General features: G+C 71.3%; 14 protein-coding genes and 2 pseudogenes. 5 read left to right on the top strand and 11 right to left on the bottom strand.

Going from position 1 to position 20491, the window contains the following annotated elements; translation table 11 throughout:
- Positions 1 to 7: 7 nt before the first annotated feature.
- From ACWGJY_RS24655 to ACWGJY_RS24640, 4 genes are all read right to left on the bottom strand, one after another.
- A complete protein-coding gene (locus tag ACWGJY_RS24655) occupies positions 8 to 817 on the bottom strand; it encodes an ATP-binding cassette domain-containing protein (RefSeq protein WP_453263007.1) in 810 nt (269 codons plus the stop codon).
- An 11-nt stretch (positions 818 to 828) separates the two neighbouring features.
- Entirely contained in the window at positions 829 to 1929 is a 1101-nt protein-coding gene (locus tag ACWGJY_RS24650) for a substrate-binding domain-containing protein (RefSeq protein WP_453263006.1), read from the bottom strand.
- A 1-nt stretch (position 1930) separates the two neighbouring features.
- Positions 1931 to 4336 (bottom strand): SpoIIE family protein phosphatase, encoded by a 2406-nt coding sequence (locus ACWGJY_RS24645; protein WP_453263042.1) that lies wholly within the window; start codon positions 4334 to 4336, stop codon positions 1931 to 1933.
- Positions 4337 to 4738: 402 nt separating this feature from the next.
- Complete coding sequence (locus tag ACWGJY_RS24640; RefSeq protein WP_453263005.1) at positions 4739 to 5767, bottom strand: zinc-dependent alcohol dehydrogenase family protein; 1029 nt, start codon at positions 5765 to 5767, stop codon at positions 4739 to 4741.
- A gap of 299 nt (positions 5768 to 6066) precedes the next feature.
- Between ACWGJY_RS24640 and ACWGJY_RS24635 the strand changes: the two genes are divergently transcribed.
- From ACWGJY_RS24635 to ACWGJY_RS24620, 4 genes and pseudogenes are all read left to right on the top strand, one after another.
- Positions 6067 to 7107, top strand: coding sequence for a hypothetical protein (locus ACWGJY_RS24635; protein ID WP_453263004.1), 1041 nt, complete (start codon positions 6067 to 6069; stop codon positions 7105 to 7107).
- 366 nt (positions 7108 to 7473) lie between these two features.
- Positions 7474 to 7605 (top strand): annotated as a pseudogene (locus tag ACWGJY_RS24630) (IS5 family transposase); the annotation flags it as partial.
- Between the two features lie 53 nt (positions 7606 to 7658).
- A complete protein-coding gene (locus ACWGJY_RS24625) occupies positions 7659 to 8258 on the top strand; it encodes a TetR/AcrR family transcriptional regulator (protein ID WP_453263003.1) in 600 nt (199 codons plus the stop codon).
- A 250-nt stretch (positions 8259 to 8508) separates the two neighbouring features.
- Positions 8509 to 9243: an SDR family NAD(P)-dependent oxidoreductase gene (locus ACWGJY_RS24620; RefSeq protein WP_453263002.1), complete on the top strand. Its 735-nt coding sequence runs from the start codon at positions 8509 to 8511 to the stop codon at positions 9241 to 9243.
- Between the two features lie 257 nt (positions 9244 to 9500).
- Here the strand turns inward: ACWGJY_RS24620 and ACWGJY_RS24615 are convergent.
- The 5 genes and pseudogenes from ACWGJY_RS24615 to ACWGJY_RS24595 form a co-directional block, all read right to left on the bottom strand.
- Positions 9501 to 9866 (bottom strand): annotated as a pseudogene (locus ACWGJY_RS24615) (transposase); the annotation flags it as partial.
- 77 nt (positions 9867 to 9943) lie between these two features.
- The gene (locus tag ACWGJY_RS24610; protein WP_453263001.1) at positions 9944 to 10180 is read right to left on the bottom strand and encodes a hypothetical protein; all 237 of its coding nucleotides are present in this window, start codon (positions 10178 to 10180) and stop codon (positions 9944 to 9946) included.
- Between the two features lie 103 nt (positions 10181 to 10283).
- The gene (locus tag ACWGJY_RS24605) at positions 10284 to 10724 is read right to left on the bottom strand and encodes a hypothetical protein (protein WP_453263000.1); all 441 of its coding nucleotides are present in this window, start codon (positions 10722 to 10724) and stop codon (positions 10284 to 10286) included.
- Between the two features lie 177 nt (positions 10725 to 10901).
- Complete coding sequence (locus ACWGJY_RS24600) at positions 10902 to 11897, bottom strand: hypothetical protein (protein ID WP_453262999.1); 996 nt, start codon at positions 11895 to 11897, stop codon at positions 10902 to 10904.
- A 154-nt stretch (positions 11898 to 12051) separates the two neighbouring features.
- Positions 12052 to 13515 (bottom strand): amino acid permease, encoded by a 1464-nt coding sequence (locus ACWGJY_RS24595; RefSeq protein WP_453262998.1) that lies wholly within the window; start codon positions 13513 to 13515, stop codon positions 12052 to 12054.
- Positions 13516 to 14255: 740 nt separating this feature from the next.
- On the opposite strand from ACWGJY_RS24595, the gene ACWGJY_RS24590 reads away from it, so the two are divergent.
- On the top strand, positions 14256 to 15659 hold the full coding sequence (locus tag ACWGJY_RS24590; RefSeq protein ID WP_453262997.1) for an NAD-binding protein: 1404 nt from the start codon (positions 14256 to 14258) through the stop codon (positions 15657 to 15659).
- A gap of 137 nt (positions 15660 to 15796) precedes the next feature.
- Here the strand turns inward: ACWGJY_RS24590 and ACWGJY_RS24585 are convergent, their stop codons facing one another.
- Both ACWGJY_RS24585 and ACWGJY_RS24580 read right to left on the bottom strand, forming a co-directional pair.
- The gene (locus tag ACWGJY_RS24585; RefSeq protein ID WP_453262996.1) at positions 15797 to 18274 is read right to left on the bottom strand and encodes a SpoIIE family protein phosphatase; all 2478 of its coding nucleotides are present in this window, start codon (positions 18272 to 18274) and stop codon (positions 15797 to 15799) included.
- A gap of 220 nt (positions 18275 to 18494) precedes the next feature.
- Complete coding sequence (locus ACWGJY_RS24580) at positions 18495 to 20126, bottom strand: helix-turn-helix domain-containing protein (protein ID WP_453262995.1); 1632 nt, start codon at positions 20124 to 20126, stop codon at positions 18495 to 18497.
- Between the last annotated feature and the right edge of the window lie 365 nt (positions 20127 to 20491).

Genomic DNA, 20491 nt, shown 5'->3' with positions numbered 1-20491 from the left:
GTCCTGCTCACGGCTCCCCCTCCCACCCGGGTGCCGCGCGGCGGGTCACGGCATTGTCCGTGGCGCCGGTGATCGAGGAGATGATCTGTTCGTGGGACGTGGTCGTCACATCGAAGAACCCGTTGTTCCGGCCGAGTCGCAGGACGGCGATCCAGTCCGCGACAGCCTTGACGTCGCCCATGTTGTGGCTGATCAGCAGCACGCCGAGACCGCGTTCGCGCAGCCGCTCCACCAGATCGAGGACCTGGGCGGTCTGTTCGATGCCCAGGGCCGCGGTGGGCTCGTCGAGCAGGACGAGCCGGGGCGCCCCGAGGAGCGAGCGGGAGATCGCGACGGTCTGCCGCTGGCCTCCGGAGAGCGAGGCGACCGGCAGGCGCACATTCGGCATCCGGATGGACAGGGTGTCGAGCAGCTCCAGGGTGAGGCGCTCCATCTCCACCTCGTCCAGGACACCGGACCGGTGGATCTCGCGGCCGAGAAAGAGATTGCCGACCACATCGAGGTTGTCGCACAGCGCGAGATCCTGGTACACGGTGGCGATGCCCAGGTGCTGGGCTTCGTGGGGGCGGGTGATCTGGACGGGCCGGCCGTCCCACTCGACCACGCCCTCGTCGGCGGGGTCGACACCCGCGATCACCTTGATCAGCGTGGACTTGCCCGCGCCGTTGTCGCCCACCAGCGCGACGACCTGGCCGGCACGTATCTCCAGCGCGACATCCGCCAGTGCCTGCACGGCGCCGTACCGCTTGAAGATTCCGCGCAGCGCCAGCAGGGGCGGTGCCGGCACCGGTCGCCGCAGAGTTGCGCCGGACTCCATGAGTACCTGCCTTATCCGGTGAGCCCCGCCTTCTTGCAGGCGGACTCGAACTTGGGGGTGCAGATCTGATCGATCGTGTACATCCCGTCCTTGACCACGGTGTTCTTGATGTGGTGCACCGTCACGGAGACCGGGGTGAGAAAAACGGCCGGGATGCCGCGGTTGGTGGGGCTGTCGATCCGGTGCGTCGCGATGCCGTCCAGCTTCTTGCCGCGGCCCAGCGCGACGGCCATGGCGGCGGCGGTGTCGGCCTCGGGCACGAAGGGTTTGTAGACGGTCATGTACTGATCGCCCTTGACGATGCGCTGGATGGCGGCGAGTTCGGCGTCCTGGCCGGTGACGGGCGGCAGCGGATCGATCTTGGCGGCCCGCAGGGCGGCGATGACGCCGGCGGCGAGACCGTCATTCGCGGAGTAGACGCCGTCGATGTGACCGGCGCCGAGGGCCGAGATGGCGGCGGACATGTCGAGGTTGGCGTTCTCCGGGCGCCAGCCCGCGGTGTCGTAGGCCTTCCCGATCTTCACCTTGCCCTGGAGCGCGTCCAGCGCGCCCCGCTTGAACCAGGCGGAGTTGGGGTCCGTCGAAGCGCCGTTCATCATGACGATCTGGCTGCTGCGCGCCTTGCCGCCCAGCGCCTTCAGCAACGCCTCGCCCTGCAGCCTGCCGACCTGCGCGCCGTCGAACGAGACATACGAGGAGACCGGCCCCTCCACGAGACGGTCGTAGGCCACGACAGGGATGCCCGCCTCCCGCGCGGTGTCGACCGACGCCCGCAGCGACTTGGAGTCGACCGCGTCCAGGATCAGCACACGGGCCCGCTTGGTGATCATCGCGTCCATCTGCTGCTGCTGGGTGGCCACATCGTGCTGCGCGCTGACGGTCTCCACCGTGCACTCCGCGCACAGCTGATGGATCCGCTTCTCGATCAGGGGCTTGTCGAACTTGTAGAAGCGCGAGGTGTTGTCCGGGAGCAGCACACCGATCTTCACCGCGCCCCCGGAGGCCGGCCCGCCCGGCGCATGCACTCCGCCGGCCTCCCCACAGGCGGCCGGCCCGGCCACCAGGCACAGCCCGGCCAGGACAACGGCAGCTCCACGCCGACGCGCACGCATGTCAGGGCACCTCCTCACCCTCTGGCCGGCCGTCCGCCGCGGCCGGTGCCGCCGCCGTGGACAGCTGCTCGCCCGGCTGCAGGGTGATCTCGCTCCACACCTGCTTGCCGCCGCTGAGCGGCACCGAGCCCCAGGACGCCGACATCGCCTCAACGAGCAGCAGCCCCCGGCCGCCGGTCGCCTCCCAGTCCACGCTGGCCGGTTTGACAGGCGCGCGGGGCGAGCCGTCGTTCACCGCGATCCGCAGCCGGTCCGCGGCCAGCGTCAGATCCAGCCGCACCTCCCCCTGCGTATGCGCAATGGCGTTGGTGACCAGCTCGGACACCACCAGCAGGGCCACGTCCACCTCCTCGGTCACCTGCCAGGAGCGCAGGGTGCGCGCGGTGAAGCGGCGGGCGTGCAGGACGGCGTCGGGCAGCCGCCACACCGTCCAGCGCACCCGGACCGGCCGGACGCGCATCCCGTCGTAACGCAGCACCAGCACCGCCACATCGTCATCGCGCCGCTTCGCTTCCCCGAGCAGCTCATCGGCCAGCTGCCCGGCATCGGCCGGGTCGGCCGCGGCGAGCAGCTCGCGCACCCGGCGCAGACCGTCCTCCAGAGGGAGCGCGGCCGACTCCGCCAGCCCGTCCGTGAGCAGCGCCAGCACAGTGCCGGGGACCAGGCCCACCTCGGTCAGCGGGAACTCACCGTCCGCGGCCACCCCCAGCGGAGGCCCGCCCTCGACCGGCAGTTCCTCGGTGGTGCCGTCGGGGAACCGCAGGAGCGGCGGCAGATGTCCGGCCCGGACGAACCAGGCGATGCCCTCCTCCATGTCCAGATCCACATAACAGCAGGTCGCGAAGAGATCGGTCTCCATACCGAGCAGCAGCCGGTTGGCATGGGAGACCACCACATCGGGCGGATGGCCCTCGACCGCGTAGGCCCGGATGGCCGTGCGCATCTGGCCCATGATCGTGGCGGCGCCCGCGCTGTGGCCCTCCACATCGCCGATGACCAGCGCGACATGGCCGTCGGAGAGCGGAATGACGTCGTACCAGTCGCCGCCCACTTCGAGCCCCATCGTGGCGGGCAGATAACGGGCGACGGCCACTCCGCCGGGCAACGACGGCAGCTTGCGGGGCAGCAGACTGCGCTGGAGCATCGTGGCGAGCTCATGCCCGGCGTCCAGCGCATGGGCGCGGACGAGGGCCTGGCCCACCAGACCCGCGGTCGCGGTGAGCAAGGACCGCTCCTCCGGCCCGAACGGGTGCTCCTCGTCCCATCCGACCAGGCACACCCCGACGATCCGGCCGTCGGCGGGCAGCGGCAGAACGGCGAGACCGCCGGGCCCGATGCCCGCCAGATCGGGTTCGAGTGCGGCGCCCGGAGGCCACAGGGCCACATGTCCGCCCCGCAGCACGCTCTCCAGCGTGGGCATGGAATGGCACGAGGTGTCAGGCCACTCGGACCGCCACTCGGACCGCCATGCCGCCGGCCAGGCATCGGGTTCCGGGGGGTCGAGGACGGACACCACGAACCGGTCGCCGTCCAGCTCGGCCACCGCCACCCGGGTGGCCGCCAGCGGCATCCGCAGGGCGGAGACCACCACCCGGCTGACGTCCCGGATGGTCGTGGCGCCGGCCAGCGCGGCGGACAGCCGCTGCACGATGGAGACTTCGTCCGCACTGGGGCGCAGATAGGACGCGTCGGCGACCACCCCCAGCATGCGCTCCGGGGTGCCGTCGGCATCGACCAGCACCCGGCTGCGCACGCTCAGCCACCGCAGTTCGCCGTTGGGCCGGCGGATACGGATCGACAACTGCTGGCCGGGGCCGGGCAGCCGCCCCGGCTCCACGATCGACATCAGCGCCGGAACGTCGTCCGGTGCGGTGCGCGCCAGCAGCGTCTCCACCCGCCGGTCGAACTGCTCCGGAGCGATACCGAACAGCTCCAGCACCTGGGCGTCCGCGTCGATCCGTCCCGTACTCAGCGTCAGCGTGAACGCGCCGCCCCGGAGGGTGTCCAGCCCCGGCCCCAGCAGCGACCGCCGCTCCGTCCGCGCCATGACCCGGGCCGCGACGGCCTCCAGCCCCGCGGCCACCTGGTCGGCGTGCAGCTCCAGCAGATGGCGGCGGTCGGCGTCGAAGGCGTCGGCGGCCTTGTCCAGGACGACCAGGCACCCCAGCCGCTTGGCGTCCCCGCCCAGCGGCAGCACGCCCAGCGAGACATCGGCCGGCAGCGCACCGGCACCGTCCCAGGGATCCGCACCAGGACTGCCCGGAGGACCGGTGACGCCGTACTGCGCCAGCTCCGCCGGGCTCAGCCACAGCGGAAGGCCGGTGCGGAAGGACGCGGCGACCGGAGAGTTGCCCGCCGACGGGAAGCTCGTCGGCAGCCCGTAGAGAGCGCCGGAGCCACCGGTCATCTCGGCCAGCTGAAGATCGCCGCCCCCTTCGGCAGGCACATAGACGGCGGTCAGCTCAGCCCCGGTGGCCCCGAGGACCCGTGCGGTCACTGCCTGCACCGCCTCCGTATGCCGGAAGCCGTCGTCGTAAGCCACGGTCGCCGTGTCCGCCCTCGGGGGCCAGAGCGTCCACCCCGCCACCGCCTCACCGGATAGTCGTCATCCACGGCCTCCTCTCCATGGTGCGGCACGCAGGGAGGCGCGAGCGACTCGGCGCGAGCGTCACGGAGCGTGACCGGGGGAGTCGCCCACGACGACGGCGAACGCTGCGAGTGCCTGCAGGGAGCCACCTCCCGTGCACCGGGCTCGGCTTACGCACTTCCTGCCCCTGGGTGACGGCGTCGGCGGCCGCTGTCGCACCGGTCAGCCGGGCGTCAGCACGGCGGCGCCCCGGACCCGGTCGGCGGCCAGGTCCGCGAGTGCCTGCGGGGCCCGGCTCAACGGGTAGGGGCTGACGGTGACCCGGATGCCGATCCGTGCCGCGGCCGCCAGGAACTCGCGGCCGTCCTGCCGGGTGTTGGCGGTCACGCTGCGCAGGTTCCGTTCGAGGAAGAGATGGCGCTGATAGGTGAGCGGAGGGATGTCGCTGAGATGGATCCCGGCAACGGCGAGCGTGCCCGAACGGTCGAGGGCCGCCAGCGCCACCGGCACCAGATCGCCCACCGGCGCGAAGAGAATCGCCGAGTCCAGCGGTTCGGGAGGGCTGTCGTAGGCGTCGCCGGCCGACGACACGCCCAGATCGAGGGCGAGTTGACGGGCCTGCGCGGACCGGGTCAGCACATGGACGGTCGCGCCTTCGGCCAGGGCGACCTGCGCGGCCAGATGCGCCGAGGCGCCGAAACCGTAGATGCCGAGCCGGCCGCCGGGGGGCAGCGCACTGCGGCGCAGCGCGCGGTAGCCGATGATTCCGGCGCACAGCAGCGGCGCCAGCAGGGTGGCCTCCTGGTCCTCCGGGAGCGGGTAGGCGTAGTCCGCGGGGACCAGCGCGGCATCGGCGAAGCCGCCGTCGGCGTCCCAGCCGGTGTACAGGGATGCCGGACACAGGTTCTCGTGGCCCGCGCGGCAGTACCGGCAGACACCGCAGGTACTGCGCAGCCAGGCCCCGCCGGCCCGGTCGCCCACGCGGAACGCCGTCACCGCCTCACCGGTGGCGGCCACCCGGCCGACGATTTCATGGCCCGGCACGGTCGACGGCCGGTGCGGAGGCAGATCGCCCTCCGCCAGGTGCAGATCCGTACGGCAGACCCCGCAGGCCTCCACCGTGAGCAGCAGGTCACCGGGGCCCGGCTCGGGAACGGGGCGGCGGACGCACACCAGCGGCCCGGAGTCCATCGGGCCGGGACGCTCCACGACCCAGCCGGACACCGTTTCCGGGCCTGCAACGGGGGCCATGTCCCCAGGATGGCGCCCACTGGAGAGCCGGACAAATGGTGCGCCGCGGGAGCCGTTGGCGCTCCTGTGGGCCACGCCGCGCGGGCGTGGCCCACAGGAGCCGGTGGCGGCGCCGGTCGGCAGCCGCGTCGCGCCGCGGCCCTGGGTATGGGCCGAACGGGTGCATCCTGAGCCGGTCTGCGGGGGTGGGCCGCTGTGATCGCGATCTTGCCTCGTCCGCCGAGTTATGGTCCCGCGTGGAAACGCTCCCCTGGGGCAGTTCCTGCTGCTCCCGCTGGTGTTCTTGGAGGCTCGCGGGTATGCCCCATTCGTATGGCGGGCCAGCGGACGGCCGACGTGGCTTCCTGGCCGGGCTCCGGTCGGGAGCGGGTGCCCTGCTCGCAGCGGCCGCTGCAGTGCTGAGCACGCTGATCATCGCCACGCCCGCCGCTGCGGCCGTGCCCAGTTGCAGCGTCGGGGCTTACGTCACCGACCTCTACGCGGTGGATCCGGTCAGGCGCACCGTGAACGCGGACCTGTGGCTGTGGAGCGTATGCCCACGCAAGGATCTTGCCGCTGTCCAGCGTCTCGAGTTCACCAACGCGACGAGGACGATGCTGACCGCGCCTTCCAGCGAGAAGGTGGGCAACGAGTACTGGACGCAGGTCAAAGTGTCCGGGACCTTCCGGCAGACCTTGGACCTGACGGACTTTCCGTTCGACAAACAGGTCGTCCGGATCCAGGTTGAGGAAAACAAGCTGGACGAGTCGCGGTTCGTCTACCGGGCGGATGTGAAGAACTCCACGTACAACCCCAGGATCCATCCCGGCGACTTCAAGATCACGCAATTCCGGATCGGTGTCGTGGGCGCGCCCTACAGGACGAACTTCGGCGATCCCCGGCTCGAGCAAGGAGGCAGCAGTCGCTACTCCCAGCTGGTGATCAAGTTCCAGCTCACCCGAGAGGACCTCACGAGTTTCGGCAAGCAGATCCTGCCGGTATATGTGGCTTTCCTGGTCGCCCTGATCTCGTTTCTGATCTGGTCGCAGGACAACGAGGTCGCCATGGGCGCACGGCTCGGGATTCTCGGTGCCGCGCTCTTCACGATCATGCTCAACTTGCGGGCAGTCGACGAGGCGATGGGCACCTTCCTGAACGTGACGCTGGTCGAAGAAATCCACTTCATGAGCCTGCTCTACGTACTGATCGGTGTCGCCAACACCACCTACATCATGAAGCTGTTGACCGATCCCATGAACCGACCGGCGGCGCGGCGCTTCAACAACCGCATTTTCGCCCTCGCGACGGGCTTGTACCTCATCGTCAACATCGTCGCCATCTCCCTCACCGTGTCGTTCTGAGTCCGTGCACTGCTCGGCGCCGAGGCGGCCGCCAGCTCTGCAGCTGCCGCGCTCCTGACCCGACCGATCACCCTGCGACCTCAGGTTCCGGAATCCGCCGAGCATGCGGGCGGAACCCCCTCGGGGAGTGGCACACCTCCCCCGGCCGAGGTGGGGGACCGCGACCGCACGGACGACGACCTCGCCGCGGTCACCGCACACGTCGGAAACGCCAGGTCCGGGAGGCGGTGGAGGCTCGCAGACGCCGTCGCATCCGCACCCAGATCCCCCAGTGCGCTGAGCCGCGCGGCTAGGGTCTGTGTGACGTCGTGATCAATCTTGCCGATCCGGATCCGCCTGGAAGGCGGATCCGGTAGGAAGACAAGCGTGACGCGCAGACAACTCGCCGATGAGCAATGGAAGTTGATCGAGCCGTTCCTGCCGATAGGCGAGTACGGCCCGTACCCCGAGCGGCTCCGAGATCAGTTCGAGGGCGTGATCTGGCGGTTCAAGGGGTCCGCTGGGGCGAACCCGTTATGGCCGGTACAGTCCAGAACTAATACGATGAGGACATGGCCCGGCCTCGCAAGTTCGACGAAGATCGTGTGCTTCTCGCTGTCCGCGATGAGTTTTGGGACAAGGGCTACGCGGCGACGTCCCTGGAGGACCTGCTGCGCGTCAGCGGGCTCGGCAAGGGCAGCCTGTACGGCGCGTTCGGAGACAAGCGCAACCTGTTCCTGCGGGTGCTGCGCGACTACGACAATGCGAACCTGCTGATGCTGCGCGAGCGCCTGGAGTCCGCGACGCGAGGGATCGACCTGGTGCGCGAATTCGTGCTCAGCCCGGCCGCCGACCTCATCGGGGCAGTTGCGCGTCGAGGGTGCCTGCTGGCCAACAGCAACGCCGAACTCGCCACCAGCACTCCGGAAGTGGCCGCCGAGGCCCGCCGCAGCTACGACGCGATCACCGCCATCCTCACCGAGGCGCTGGAGCGGGCCCGGCGCGAAGGCGACCTAGCCCCCGATGCGGACCCCGCCGAGACCGCCCGCACCGTTCTCGTCGCCCAGCTCGGCCTCATCGCCCTCGGGCGCACCGGCATGGACATCGACACCCTCACCGCGGCAGCACGGTCCGCTCTGGCGCGACTCCTGCCCGCCCTCACGCCGCAGTAGCAGCCACCCGCCGGCCGACCTGGAGCCGCGGTAAGCCCCTACGGGCCTGAGTCCTGTCAGGTGCACCTTCATGCTGCGCGCCACACGCCACGCCTCTCGCGCAAGGAGCCCGCCGACCGCGCTCCCGTCTGCGCTGCAGCGTACTCGGCTCAGGCTGCGGAGCCGCCCCTCCCGGCCCCGTTCTTGACTGGGCGGTCCATATCTAGGATGGTTATTGACTCAACGGTCCATAATTCTTGAGGAGGGCGGCATGGCTGTCTTGGCAGGCAAGATCGCTGTGATCACCGGAGGCAGTGCCGGTATTGGTTTCGCAACGGCACGCGCGTTTCGTGATGAAGGCGCCCAGGTGTTCATCACCGGTCGCCGCAAAGACGCGCTGGACGCCGCGGTCGCCGAACTCGGCAGCGGCGTGACCGGCGTGGTGTGCGATGTCTCGGTGCCCGCAGAGCTCGACGCGTTCTACCAGGCCGTACGTGAACAGGCCGGTGGTATCGACGTGTTGGTCGCGAATGCTGGCATCGGCACCGCAGCTCCGCTCGGCGAGGTGACGGAGGAGGTGATCGACTCCGTGTTCGCCACCAACATCAAGGGAACGATCTTCACTTTCCAGCAGGCGCTGCCGCATCTGAATGCCGGTGCTTCGGTGATCCTGACCGGCTCGACCGCCGCGACGCGGCCCGACCCCGGGCTTGAGGTCTATGCGGCGTCGAAGGCTGCCGTGCGCAGCCTTGCCCGCGGTTGGGCCCTCAGCTCGCGCGCACGCGGCTTTCGGGTCAACGTCGTATCGCCGGGCGGTACGCGCACCCCGGGTCTGCTGGAGCTGATCCCGGCCGAAGTGCTCAAGCAGGCCGAAGAGGGCGTCCCCCTGGGCCGCCTCGCCGAGCCCAAGGAGATCGCCGCGGTGACGACGTTCCTCGCCTCGGACGCGTCTAGTTACGTCAACGGTGCAGAGTTCTTCGCCGACGGTGGATACGCGCAGACGTAAGTGCCTCAGCAGGCGCCGGGCCAGGTGAAAGCCCGGGGCGGACCGTCCCCTTCAAGCCGGCCCGTCCCGGGGTGCGCAGGGGCGTGTCAGTGGTTCTGACCGTCGGGGACGGGGATGAAGTTGGCGTATCCCTCGATGCGCTTGATCTGTCCGGCGTCGTCGAAGCCGAAGTGGACAGCGGCGTGGACCTCTCCGCGCATGCCGTTAGTGGTGGCGACGTGCACCACGTGCTGCTGGTCGGCGTTCGGTCCGCTCGGGCTCTCCTCCAGAGCCTCCATGACGTCTTTGCCGACGATCATCCCGGCGGCGTCGTGGTGGGTACGGGTGGTTGTGGAGTCCACGCTGACCAGGGATAAGTCTGTCTCGCCCTGGCGGGCGGCTTCGGTGATCTGGCCCTCCAGCAGGGCGGTGAAGACACCGGCGTTCCGCTAGACCCGGAAACGTCCGTAGACGGTCGACCAGGGCCCGAACTTTTCCGGCATCTCCCGCCACTGCGCGCCTGTCTTGAACCGCCAGATCACGCCCTCGAACTGATCTCGGAGCCGCTCGGGGTACGGGCCGTACTCGCCTATCGGCAGGAACGGCTCGATCAACTTCCATTGCTCATCGGCGAGTTGTCTGCGTCACGCTTGTCTTCCTACCGGATCCGCCTTCCAGGCGGATCCGGATCGGCAAGATTGATCACGACGTCACACAGACCCTAGCCGAAGAGCGCGGTCAGCTTCCGGACCAGCCGGGAGAGCGGACCCTTCCGGGCGGGGGGCGGCGCCGCCGGCGGCGCCGCGGCGCCCGTCCGCGGCTCGGCCGGCGTGGGCGCCGGAATGCCCGGCTGCTGTGGCGCGGTCTCGTCGGCGTGGGCCGGTGCGGGCTGCGGCCGGGTGCGTACGGCCTCGGCGCGGACGAGCGCGCCAAGAGCGGCAAAGACGTCGAGGGGCATGCCAGATCTCCTGCGGTGGACGTTCCGGAAGCTGAGGACGGCAGGCCGCGATCGCCCCAGGGCCCCGTCGCGGGGTGGGGCAGGCGAAAGCGGCCGGGTCGGCTCAGCAGCGCAGAACGGCCACGCGTGGTGGCGATGCGGGGGCGGCGGCTGCGGCGGCAGCCCCGGAAGAAGCGTCCTTCGACGCGGTGACGGTCTGCCCGGCGGAGGAGTCCCCGAGCGCCTTGCCGCCGGATCCCGTGGGGACCTGATGACGCAGATGACAGGCGGAACCCTCGCACAGGCGACGGAAGCCGCTGCCCGGGTGCTTTCCGCCGTCGGCGGTCGCTGCCGCCACCGGCCCCGCTGACAAACAGGGCCGCGCGGCCGGACCCGGCACGGCGGGTGCGTCGGCGTGCGGCGGGCAGCCAGGGGCCGCGGGGCCCGGCTCATGGGGGGAGCCGATGCAGAGCGCGGCGTGCAGCAAGGCCAGCAGCGCGACGCACACCAGCACGCGCCAGCCGCCCGTTGCCGCACAGCGGCCTGTGCCGACGGTGTCGCGCATGCGGATCTCCCAACCCTCTTCGGGGAGGAAATCCCCGGGAAGGGAACGGGACACTCCCGATACGCCGCAAGCGGCGACAAAACCACCCGATCCGGCTATGTCATCGCACGTGTGCTCCCGCCCTCGCCCACCCGCCCCTCAGGGGCGCGGCCCCCGGCCCGGCCGGGGACCCGGCCGTCAACGGCCCCAGGACGTGGCACGTCCCGTGGAACGGCCGTCGTCGGGGTCACCGCTCGCGTAGCGGCCGTGGAAGTGTGTGAACCGCTCCAGAGAGTCGCCGTCCATGTTCCACGGCCAGACCGTCGCCACGCCTCCGGTGGCCCGCAGTACGGTCCCGGCGTCGGCCGTCCGGCCGGCTTTGACCAGCGCGTAGGCCAGCAGATTGAGATCGGCCAGGGCCTTCGCATGGCAGAGGAATCCCGGCCCCGGCCAGTAGTGGGCGGCGTGGTCGAGTGCCCTGGCGGCGTCGGGGCGCCGCCAGAATTCTCCGGCGCCCAGGGACGCCATACCGCCGCCGGCGACCGCCCGCCGGTGGCTGTGGATCACCGCGGTGAGCTCCAGGCCGGCGGCGGGTGCGTCGGGCGGCATCAGGGAGCGGACACCGTCGAGCAGATCCAGCACCAGGGCGCTGGAGCCGCACTCGTCCGGCGACAGATAGCCCAGGGCCTGCAGATGCGCCTCGCGGTTCCACGGATCGCGGGCCTTGATCTCGCGCCAGATCGCCGCCAGCTCCGTGGAGGGGCGCCGCTCCAGGCGGAGTGTGGCCAGGTGCAGGGTCCACGGCGTGGGGTCGGCGGGGAGCAGCTCGGCGGCGAGCCGGCAGGTCTCGCGGGTGGCGTGCAGGTCGACGGCGGAGTCCTGCTGCCGGGCCTGGAGCACGTCCGACCAGGCGTGGAGCAGCAGCGCGCCGTGGTTCGTGGGGCTGTGCTGCCGCCAGATACCGGGCAGCGACCGCCCCGCGGACCAGGCGAGCACCGCCAGGCGATGGGCCTTGCGGTCCCAGTCCTGGCCGGCCTCGTCGATCACCTCCGCCATCAGGGCCATGACAGCGGTGTCGAGTGAACCACGGGACCAGCAGGTCTCGACGCGCCGCCGCACCCGGCCCAGGGTGACGTCATCGAGCTCGGGGACCAGGCGGGGAAGGCTGCCTTTGCGGCGTCTGAACGCGGGCATGTTCGGCGGCCTTCCGGTGGTACTCGGGGGGAGCTGGGGAGTGGGGGGAATCCGGCGGCGGTAATGCTGCTGGTGTGCCGTACGGTCAGCGGGTGCGGGGGACACCCATGACCGTACGGCACACCGTTCGGGGGACGTGCGGCAGACCCTCCGGCTAGCGGGAGGTGACGGCCGCCTTCTCGGCGGCGCCGCGGCGGAGCCGGTCGCGGACCAGGGCAACCCCGACCACCAGCACGGCCAGGAGCACCGACAGCAGCACCTGGATCCGGCCGCCGCCGGGGCTGTCGTCGGTGAGCATGTAGACCAGGACGAACGAGATCATCGCGATCGTCGTCCAGGTCAGGTAGGGGAAGAGCCACATCCGGACGATGAGCTTGTCGGGGTTCTCACGCAGGATGATCCCGCGCATCCGCAGCTGCGAGAAGCAGATGGCCAGCCAGACGAAGAGCGCGACCGCACCCGAGGAGTTCAGCAGGAACTGGAAGACCGTGTCCGGCCACAGGTAGTTGAAGCCGACCGCGATGAAGCCGAAGAGGACCGAGGCCAGGATCGCGGTCTGCGGGACGCCACGGGAGTTCGTCCGGGCGAAGGCCTTCGGGGCGTCGCCGCGCTGGCCGAGGGAGAAGGCCATCCGGGAGGCGGTGTAGAGGCCGGAGTTCAGACAGGAGAGCACGGCGGTCAGCACGATGACGTTCATGACCTGGCCGGCGTGCGGGATGCCGATGGAGTCGAGGGCCGCGACGTACGAGCCCTTCTTGGTGATCGAGGGGTCGTTCCAGGGCAGGAGGGAGACCACGACGAGGATCGAGCCGAGGTAGAAGATGCCGACCCGCCAGATCACGCTCTTGGTGGCCTTGGTGACCGCGCGCTGCGGGTTCTCGGACTCACCGGCGGCGAGGGTGACGATCTCGCTGCCCATGAAGGAGAAGACGACCATCAGCACACCGGTGAGGATCGCGCTGGGCCCGTGCGGCAGGAAGCCGCCGTGCGAGGTGAGGTTGCTGAAGCCGGTCGCCGCGTTGTGGGAGCCGGGCAGCACACCGAAGATCGCCATCCCGCCGAGGGCGATGAAGGCCACGATGGCGACGACCTTGATGCCGGCGAACCAGAACTCGAACTCGCCGAACGAGGCGACCGAGATGAGGTTGGTGGCGGTGAGGAAGACCATCACGATCAGCGCCCAGGCCCACTGCGGGACGGCCGGGACCCAGCTGGTGAGGATCGCCGCACCGGCGGTCGCCTCCACGGCGAGCACCACGACCCAGAAGAACCAGTACAGCCAGCCGATGGAGAATCCGGCCCAGCGGCCGAGCGCCCGGTCCGCGTAGGCGGAGAACGAGCCGGAGGTCGGGTTGGCCGCCGCCATCTCACCGAGCATCCGCATCACGAAGACGACCAGCGCGCCCACCAGGGCGTACGACAGCAGGATGCCGGGGCCGGCCGCGGCGATGCCGGAGCCGGAGCCCACGAAGAGACCGGCGCCGATGACCCCACCCACGGCGATCATGGACAGATGGCGGTTCTTGAGGCCCGACTGCAGCCCTGACTGCGCCGGAGCCTGACCGTTCCCGGGCGGAGCGGGCGGAGCGGCTACGGGGCTGGGGGGAGGTGTAGTCATCTCGACATCCATTGCGGGTTGGAGGGGTCATACACGTGGTGACCGCTGGGATCGCCTCGGTTGCCGGACGTACGTCAGGGCCGGGTGCCGGCAGGCGGCGGTCATGGCCCTGACGAAGTGCGAAGGCGCGGCGAGCGGGCCGTTGCCTTCGGATGCCTTGCACGGGTGAGGGAGCGTTGATCGCCCCTCCATGCTGTGGCCTGCACTCCTTGTGGGAGGTGAGCCGCATCACGTCCGGATTGGGATTTGCGTAAGCGTATGTGGCGGTGCGCGGCGGCGTATTTGTGAGAGAGGACAAATTCCGCCACGAGAGCTGTAAGACCGGCTAATGAAGAAGGGCGGAAAAAGGGCTCGCGTTCCGGGGAAGGCGAGGTGGCGGGGGGTCCGGCGATGGCTACCCGGGACCGTTCCGGCGGGCGGCGGGCAGGCTGCTGGTGCGGTCGGACAACGTCGCCGGCCAACCCTTGGCCGCCGGCACAGATGCCCCGGACCGTGTGCGCCCTAGCGTGAGTTGGGCCCTTTCGCCGGCCGACGAGCAAGGGAACTCCATGGCCACGCCTCCCTCCGCCCGACAGACACCCACCGTCCCGCGCCCCGCTCCGCCCTCCACACCACCAGTCGTGAGCGACGGCAGCGGGTCGCGGGAGGTAACAGCGGGTGAAGCCTGCGGTGACGCGCCGGCGGCGGATCCGCCGGGGCGACCGGCCGGCGACGCCGAAGCGACCGGGGTGAATCCGGCCATGGGCCCGATGCGCCAGGAGGCCGGAACCCTGGTGATCGGGGCGACGACGCTGGCCCGCCGGGTATGTGCCTCCCTGGCGCAGAGCGGGCACCCGGTCACCCATCTCGCCGCACCCGACGACCAGGACCTGCGCCGGGCCCTCGCCGCGCGGCCGGCCGGTGTGGCCGTCCTGGTCGGCGACGATCCGTCCGCCCTGCGCCATGCCCTCGCGGTACGCCATGTCTGCGACACCGTGCGGATCGTCGTCACCGTCTTCGACCGCACCGTGGCCCAGCAGCTGGGGCTGCTGCTGCGGCACTGCGTGCCCGTCTCACCCGCCGACCTCCTCGCCCCGACGCTGGCAGGCCTGTGTGTGGACCCCGACGCGCTGGCCGTATGGGACGACGGGCACGGCGCGGTGGCGGTCCGGCGGCCGGGGGAACAGCCGGGGGAACGGCTGGAGGAGACGACGTGGCGGGCGAGTGCGGGCGCCCGGCGGCGCGCACTGCTGGGGCGGCTGCGGGGGCAGTTGCAGCCGCACGACGCGGACGCCCGCCTGCTGCTCATCGGGCTGCTGGGCATCGTGGCCGTACTGGCCCTGGACTGGGTGTGGTTGGCCGCAGTGTTCCACGAGCCGGTCAGCACGGCCTTCCTGGAAGCCGCCCGGGTCGTCGCCGGAGTGGGCCCGGCCGTGCCGCACCCCGGCCATCCCGGGTATGAAGTCGCCTCAGCGGTGGCGATGTTGGTGACGGTGGGATTCACCGCGCTGCTGACCGCGGGCATCGTCGACCGGCTGTTCGGCCCCCGGCTGGTCGGCGTCCTGGGGCCGCGGGTGCTTCCCCGTGCCGGTCATGTCATCGTGGTGGGGCTGGGGCAGGTGGGGCTGCGGCTGTGCCAGACGCTGCGTCAGCTGGGGGTCCCGGTCGTCGGCGTGGAGCGGGAGCCCACCGCCCCGAATCTGCGCCTCGCGCGGTCGATGGGCATCCCCGTGGTGCTGGCGCACGGCGAGGACCGTGCGGTGCTCGCGAGGCTCGGACTTCGCCGGGCGCGGGCGCTCGCTGCCGTCGGCTCCCGTGAACTGGACAACATCGCCGTCGCGGTCGCCGCCCATGGTGTGGCGCCGGACGTCCGGGTGGTGCTGCGGGCCGGTGAGGACGAAGCGATCGCCGAGACCCGTGCGCTGCTTCCGCTGGGGCTGACCCGCGACATCACCCGGACCAGCGCGGCCTATGTGACCGCCCATCTGACGGACTGCCCTTCCGGGACGTCGCCCCGGCGGGTCGTGGCCGATGCCGGCTGCGACTACGTCGATCTGCCGGGACGCGGTCTCGTCCGGCGGCCCGTCGCGGCCGGGGACGACTGCGGACACCTGCCCGGCGGGAGCGAGGGCGACCACGTCCGGAGTGTGTCCGGGGCGGGGTGAGCACGGTGCGCGGCGGCGCGCACCGCAAGGCAGCGGGCGCAGCCGGCAGGTCTGGCGCGGCGCCCCCGACGGCGCCCCCGACGGCGCCCCCGACGGCGCCCCCGACGGCGCCCCGGGCGGTTCTCGTACCACCCGGCTCAGTCCGCCCCGCCGGCGGAGCCGCTCTCGGCCGGCCCGCTCAGCTCGGTCCAGATGATCTTTCCGGTCGGGGTGTAGCGGGTGCCCCACCGCTGGGTCAGCTGCGCGACGATGAACAGCCCGCGCCCGCCCTCGTCGGTGGTCCGGGCGTGCCGCAGCCGCGGCGATGTGCTGCTGGCGTCGGAGACCTCGCAGATCAGGGCGTCCTGCCGGATCAGACGCAGGGTGATCGGTCCGGTGCCGTGCCGGATGGCGTTGGTGACCAGTTCGCTGACGATCAGCTCTGTGGTGAACAGCAGCTCGTCCATGCCCCACGCCGACAGCTGCCGGCCGGCCAGCGCACGGGCGTTGCCGACCACGGCCGGGTCGGCGGGCAGGTCCCAGGAGGCGACCTGGTGCGCGTCCAGGGCGTGCGTCCGGGCGAGGAGCAGCGCGGCGTCGTCGGACGGCGGCCCGGTCATCAGCGCCTTGACCACATTCCCGCCGATGTCCTTGAGCGTCTGTCCGGGCACCGCGAGGGCGTTGCTCAGCCGGGACAGCCCGACGCCGATGTCCCGGTCACAGGTCTCGATCAGCCCGTTGGTGTAGAGCGCGATCAGACTGCCCTCGGCCAGTTCCAGTTCGACGGATTCAAAGGGCAGCGTGCCCAGGCCGAGCGGCGGACCGGCGGGCAGGTCGGGGCAGTCCACGGCGCCGTCGGGAGCGACGATCAGCGGTGGCAGGTGACTCGCCCGCGCCAGGCTGCACCGCCTGCTGACCGGGTCGTACACGGCGTACAGACAGGTGGCGCCCATGAACGTCGAGGCCACGCTCGGGTTCCCGACGTCCGTCGCCGGATCGCTGCCGTGCGTCTTCACCAGGCCGATGACCAGGTCGTCCAGGCGGGCCAGCAGCTCATCGGGCGGCAGATCCAGGTTGGCCAGCGTGCGGACGGCGGTACGCAGCCGCCCCATGGTGGCCGCGGCGTTGATGCCGTGTCCGACCACATCCCCGACGACCAGGGCGACCCGCGCCCCGGACAGCGGAATCACATCGAACCAGTCGCCGCCCACCCCGCTCGGGGCATCCGCCGGGAAGTACCACGACGCCACCTCCAGCGCGGACCCGCCGGTCAGCTCGTGCGGCAGCAGGTTCTGCTGCATCACCCGGGCCGCGGTGCGCTCGCGGGTGAAACGGCGCGCATTGTCGACGCACACCGCGGCACGGGCGACCAGTTCCTCGGCGAGCCGGACATCGTCCGCCACGAAGGGCCCCAGACGGCGGGAGCGGAAGAAGGTGGCCGCGCCCAGGGTGATGCCCCGGGCCTGTACCGGTGCCACCATCACCGAACGGAATCCGAATGCGCGGATCACGGCGGCCCGGACCGGGTCCTCGGTGACCCAGGAGCTGGTGGCGAGGTCCAGCACCGGCTCCACCAGGGACTCGCCGTCGAGCAGACAGCGGGCGACGGGTGATGACGGGGAACGCTGGACGGCCTCTCCCACGGCCAGGCCGGCCTCCGGGCAGCCCTCGTGGACCGACTGCTGACCGGAGCGGCGCATGGTGGGGGTGCTGTCGACCGGCCCGGGGACCGGCTCCGCGCCCCTCAGAACCGAATCCAGCAGGTCGACGGCGACGAAGTCGGCGAGCGCCGGCACCGCGACATCGGCCAGTTCCTGTGCGGTGCGGGTGACATCCAGCGTGCTGCCGATCCGCACGCTGGCGTCGTTCAGCAGGGCCAGGCGTTCCTGGGCCCGCCAGCGTTCGGTGACGTCGATGACCATGTACCACAGGCCGATGCGCCGGCCCTGGGGGTCCTCCAGCCCGAAGAAGGACGCCGAGTAGGCGCGCTCCTGGTGGGGGTCCGCATAGGTGGGGCTGCGGAATTCGTAGTCCATCACCGGCGCACCGTTCTTCAGGACCCGCTGCATCCGCTCCTCGAACGCCTGGGCCTCCAGCTTCGGCAACACCTCCGCCACCCGTCTCCCCAGCCGCCGGTCGAGGGGGATCAGGCGCTCCAGTACGTCGTTCACCCAGACGTACCGCAGACCCGTGTCCAGCACCGCCATGCCGACCGGCGCGTGCGCCAGGAACGGTTCGAGCATCAGCTGGTTCACGCCGCCGCCGGGCAGCCGCCACTCCTCCAGGGCGAGGACGGACCACCGTTCGTGGCCGGCGTCGTCGAGCAGGGGCGTGACCTGCACCGCCAGCTGCAGATCGCGGCCGTCCCGGTGGCGCGCCGCCACCGATCCGCCCCAGCCGTCGCCCGCCCGGCACCACCGGGCCACCGCGGCCACCCGCTCCTCGTCGCCGGGTATCGCCAGCAGCTTCGCCGCGGGCCGGCGGAGGACCTCCCCGGCGGGATAGCCGAGCAGCCGCTCCGCCGCCCGGGTCCAGGCCACGACCAGCCCCTGTCCGTCCAGCTCGGCCGTGGCCGCCTTCGCCATGTCCCATGCTCGGCCCGACCCGCCCGGCAGGGCATTTTCCGAGGTCATCATCGCCAGCCCGTCAGCTCAATGGAGCAATATCGCCCAGTTTAGGAGCATCGTGGGGCAACGGCGGTCCGTGCGGTCCGTGCGGTCCGTGCGGTCCGCGCGGACCGCACGGACCGGGCAGCACGGGCGCCGGCTCGACGGGGGAGACGGCGCAGAGCCCCGTGCGCCCTCGGACGAGGACGGCGGCCGGGCCTTTTGGCGCTGCGCTGCGCCGGGCCCCGGATCAGGTCGTGGGCGGCAGCCGCAGCTGGAGCATGGCCAGCAGCCGCTGATCCGGACGGCCGAGGTCGAGGCCGGTCAACTCCTCGGCCCTGCGGATCCGGTAGCGCAGTGTGTTGGGGTGCACATGCAGCTCGGTGGCGGCGGCCCGTACATCGCCGAAGGCGTTCAGATAGGCGAGGACGGACTCGGCCAACTGCCCCTGGCTCCGGCTGTCGTGGGTGACCAGGGCGGTCAGCCGGGGGTCGCGCATCTCGGGGTGGGCGGACAGCAGCGTCAGCACCTCGCTGACGAGCACCTCCGCCTGGATGTCCGGCAGCGCGGCGACCGTGGTGGTGACGCCGACGCTCACCATGGCGTCGAGGATCCGGTCCGCCTCCCGGCGCGATTCGGGGACCTCCCCGAGCCCCGGCACGATGCAGCCGACGGAACCGCGCAACGACAGGCCCAGATGCCGGCGGGCGGCTTCGGTGATCGCCTGCCCCCAGCCGCGCAGCGTGCCGCTGTCGATACTGCGCGGCAGCTGCGGCAGCAGCACATAGATCCGCGAATCGACCTGGGTGACCAGGGCGCTGCGGTGCCGGGCGGCGGTGTGCACCGAGATCAGATTGCTGAGCTCGGCGCGGGTCAGCTCCGGCAGGGCGGCCTCGACGGTGCCGTACGAGAAGCCCAGGACAGCGGCCGGGCGGGCCGCGTCCAGGGCCAGATGGCTCGCCAGCGGCTGGGGACCGGTGCTGCCCTCCATCAGCCCGGCGGCCAGCGTACGGGTCAGCGTCAGATCCGCGGAGAGCTCGCGGCGGCGGCGTACGAGGTGCAGCGCGGCGACCCGGGCCGCGCCCAGCAGCGCCTGGTCCGACTGCTCGGTCAGCGGCGTCGAGCCCTCCTGCACCCAGATGGTGCCCAGCTGCCGTTCGCCGGACCGGATGGCGACCGCGAGCCGGCGGCGGATGCCCAGCTCCGGGTGACTGTCGATGCGGATCACCTCGTCGGAGGCGCGCAGCCGTTGGAACACGCCCCACTTCCGCAGCCGCGTCAGATACGCCTCCGGGCCCTGCCAGCCGAGGATGGACAGCCGCCGCAGATCGTCGACCTCGTCGGAGTCGGTGGAACGGGAGTAGGCCAGCACGCGGTTGGCGGTGTCCTCGATGCTGACGATGCCACCGGTGAGGATGGCGGTGGTCTGGGCGAGCGAGAAGAGGTCGCCCTCCTCGGGCGCCTCGCCCGGCGGCCCCTGCGGCACGCTCTCCAGCGCCGTGCGGGCCAGCGCGTCCACCTGCTCCCAGCGTGCCTCGCTCCGCACGGACAGCAGGGCGATGCCGGCCTCGACGGCGGTCGCGCTGAGCGCCGCGGCCTGTGCCGGGGTGTCCAGTTTGACCGCGATGGCGGCGGCACCGTCGCGCCCGCCGGCCCGTAGCGCGGGGAATGCGGCGCGGCCCCGTGCGCCTATGGCGAGGACCAGCTCGCCGGGGTGGGTGATCGGGGGGTCCTCCGGGTCCAGCAGGGCGACGCTGCGGATTTCGACGTCCAGCCCGGCGGGCGCGGCGTGCAGTTCCACCAGGGGCTCGCCCAGTGACATCAGCAGCTGGCGCAGGCTGATCCCGGTCGGGGGTGGCGATGCCGCCGCAGCTGAATCCATGATCGGTGCCTCTGCCGGGTCCGGGGGGCCTGGGCTCATAGGGCTGCTGGCCATCTCGCAGGCACTTCCGATCACGTCATGTCGCGCATTTGGACCGGGCCCAAAGGTAAGCCACCACCGTATGTATCAGCCACGTCCACAGTACTGATGCTATCCGCCGGGGCACTCGGGGTCGCTGCTATTCGCCGGGGCAATCGGGACCGCGTGGTGCGGGCGGGACCGCCACATTCGTCTACAGTGATGTAGACGGTTGGCTGCCGGCTTCGACGGCGGTGCCGGCACCGCGCCGTCGCTCCGATTCGGCCCACCGCTACGGGAGCAGCCTCATGGCCCGCCGCACACCGCTCGCCGCCGCACCCCGCACT

The organism is Streptomyces sp. NPDC054765 (assembly GCF_053612065.1).
Note: the sequence above shows the minus strand (reverse complement) of the source record. Positions and strands in the feature narration are given on the sequence as shown.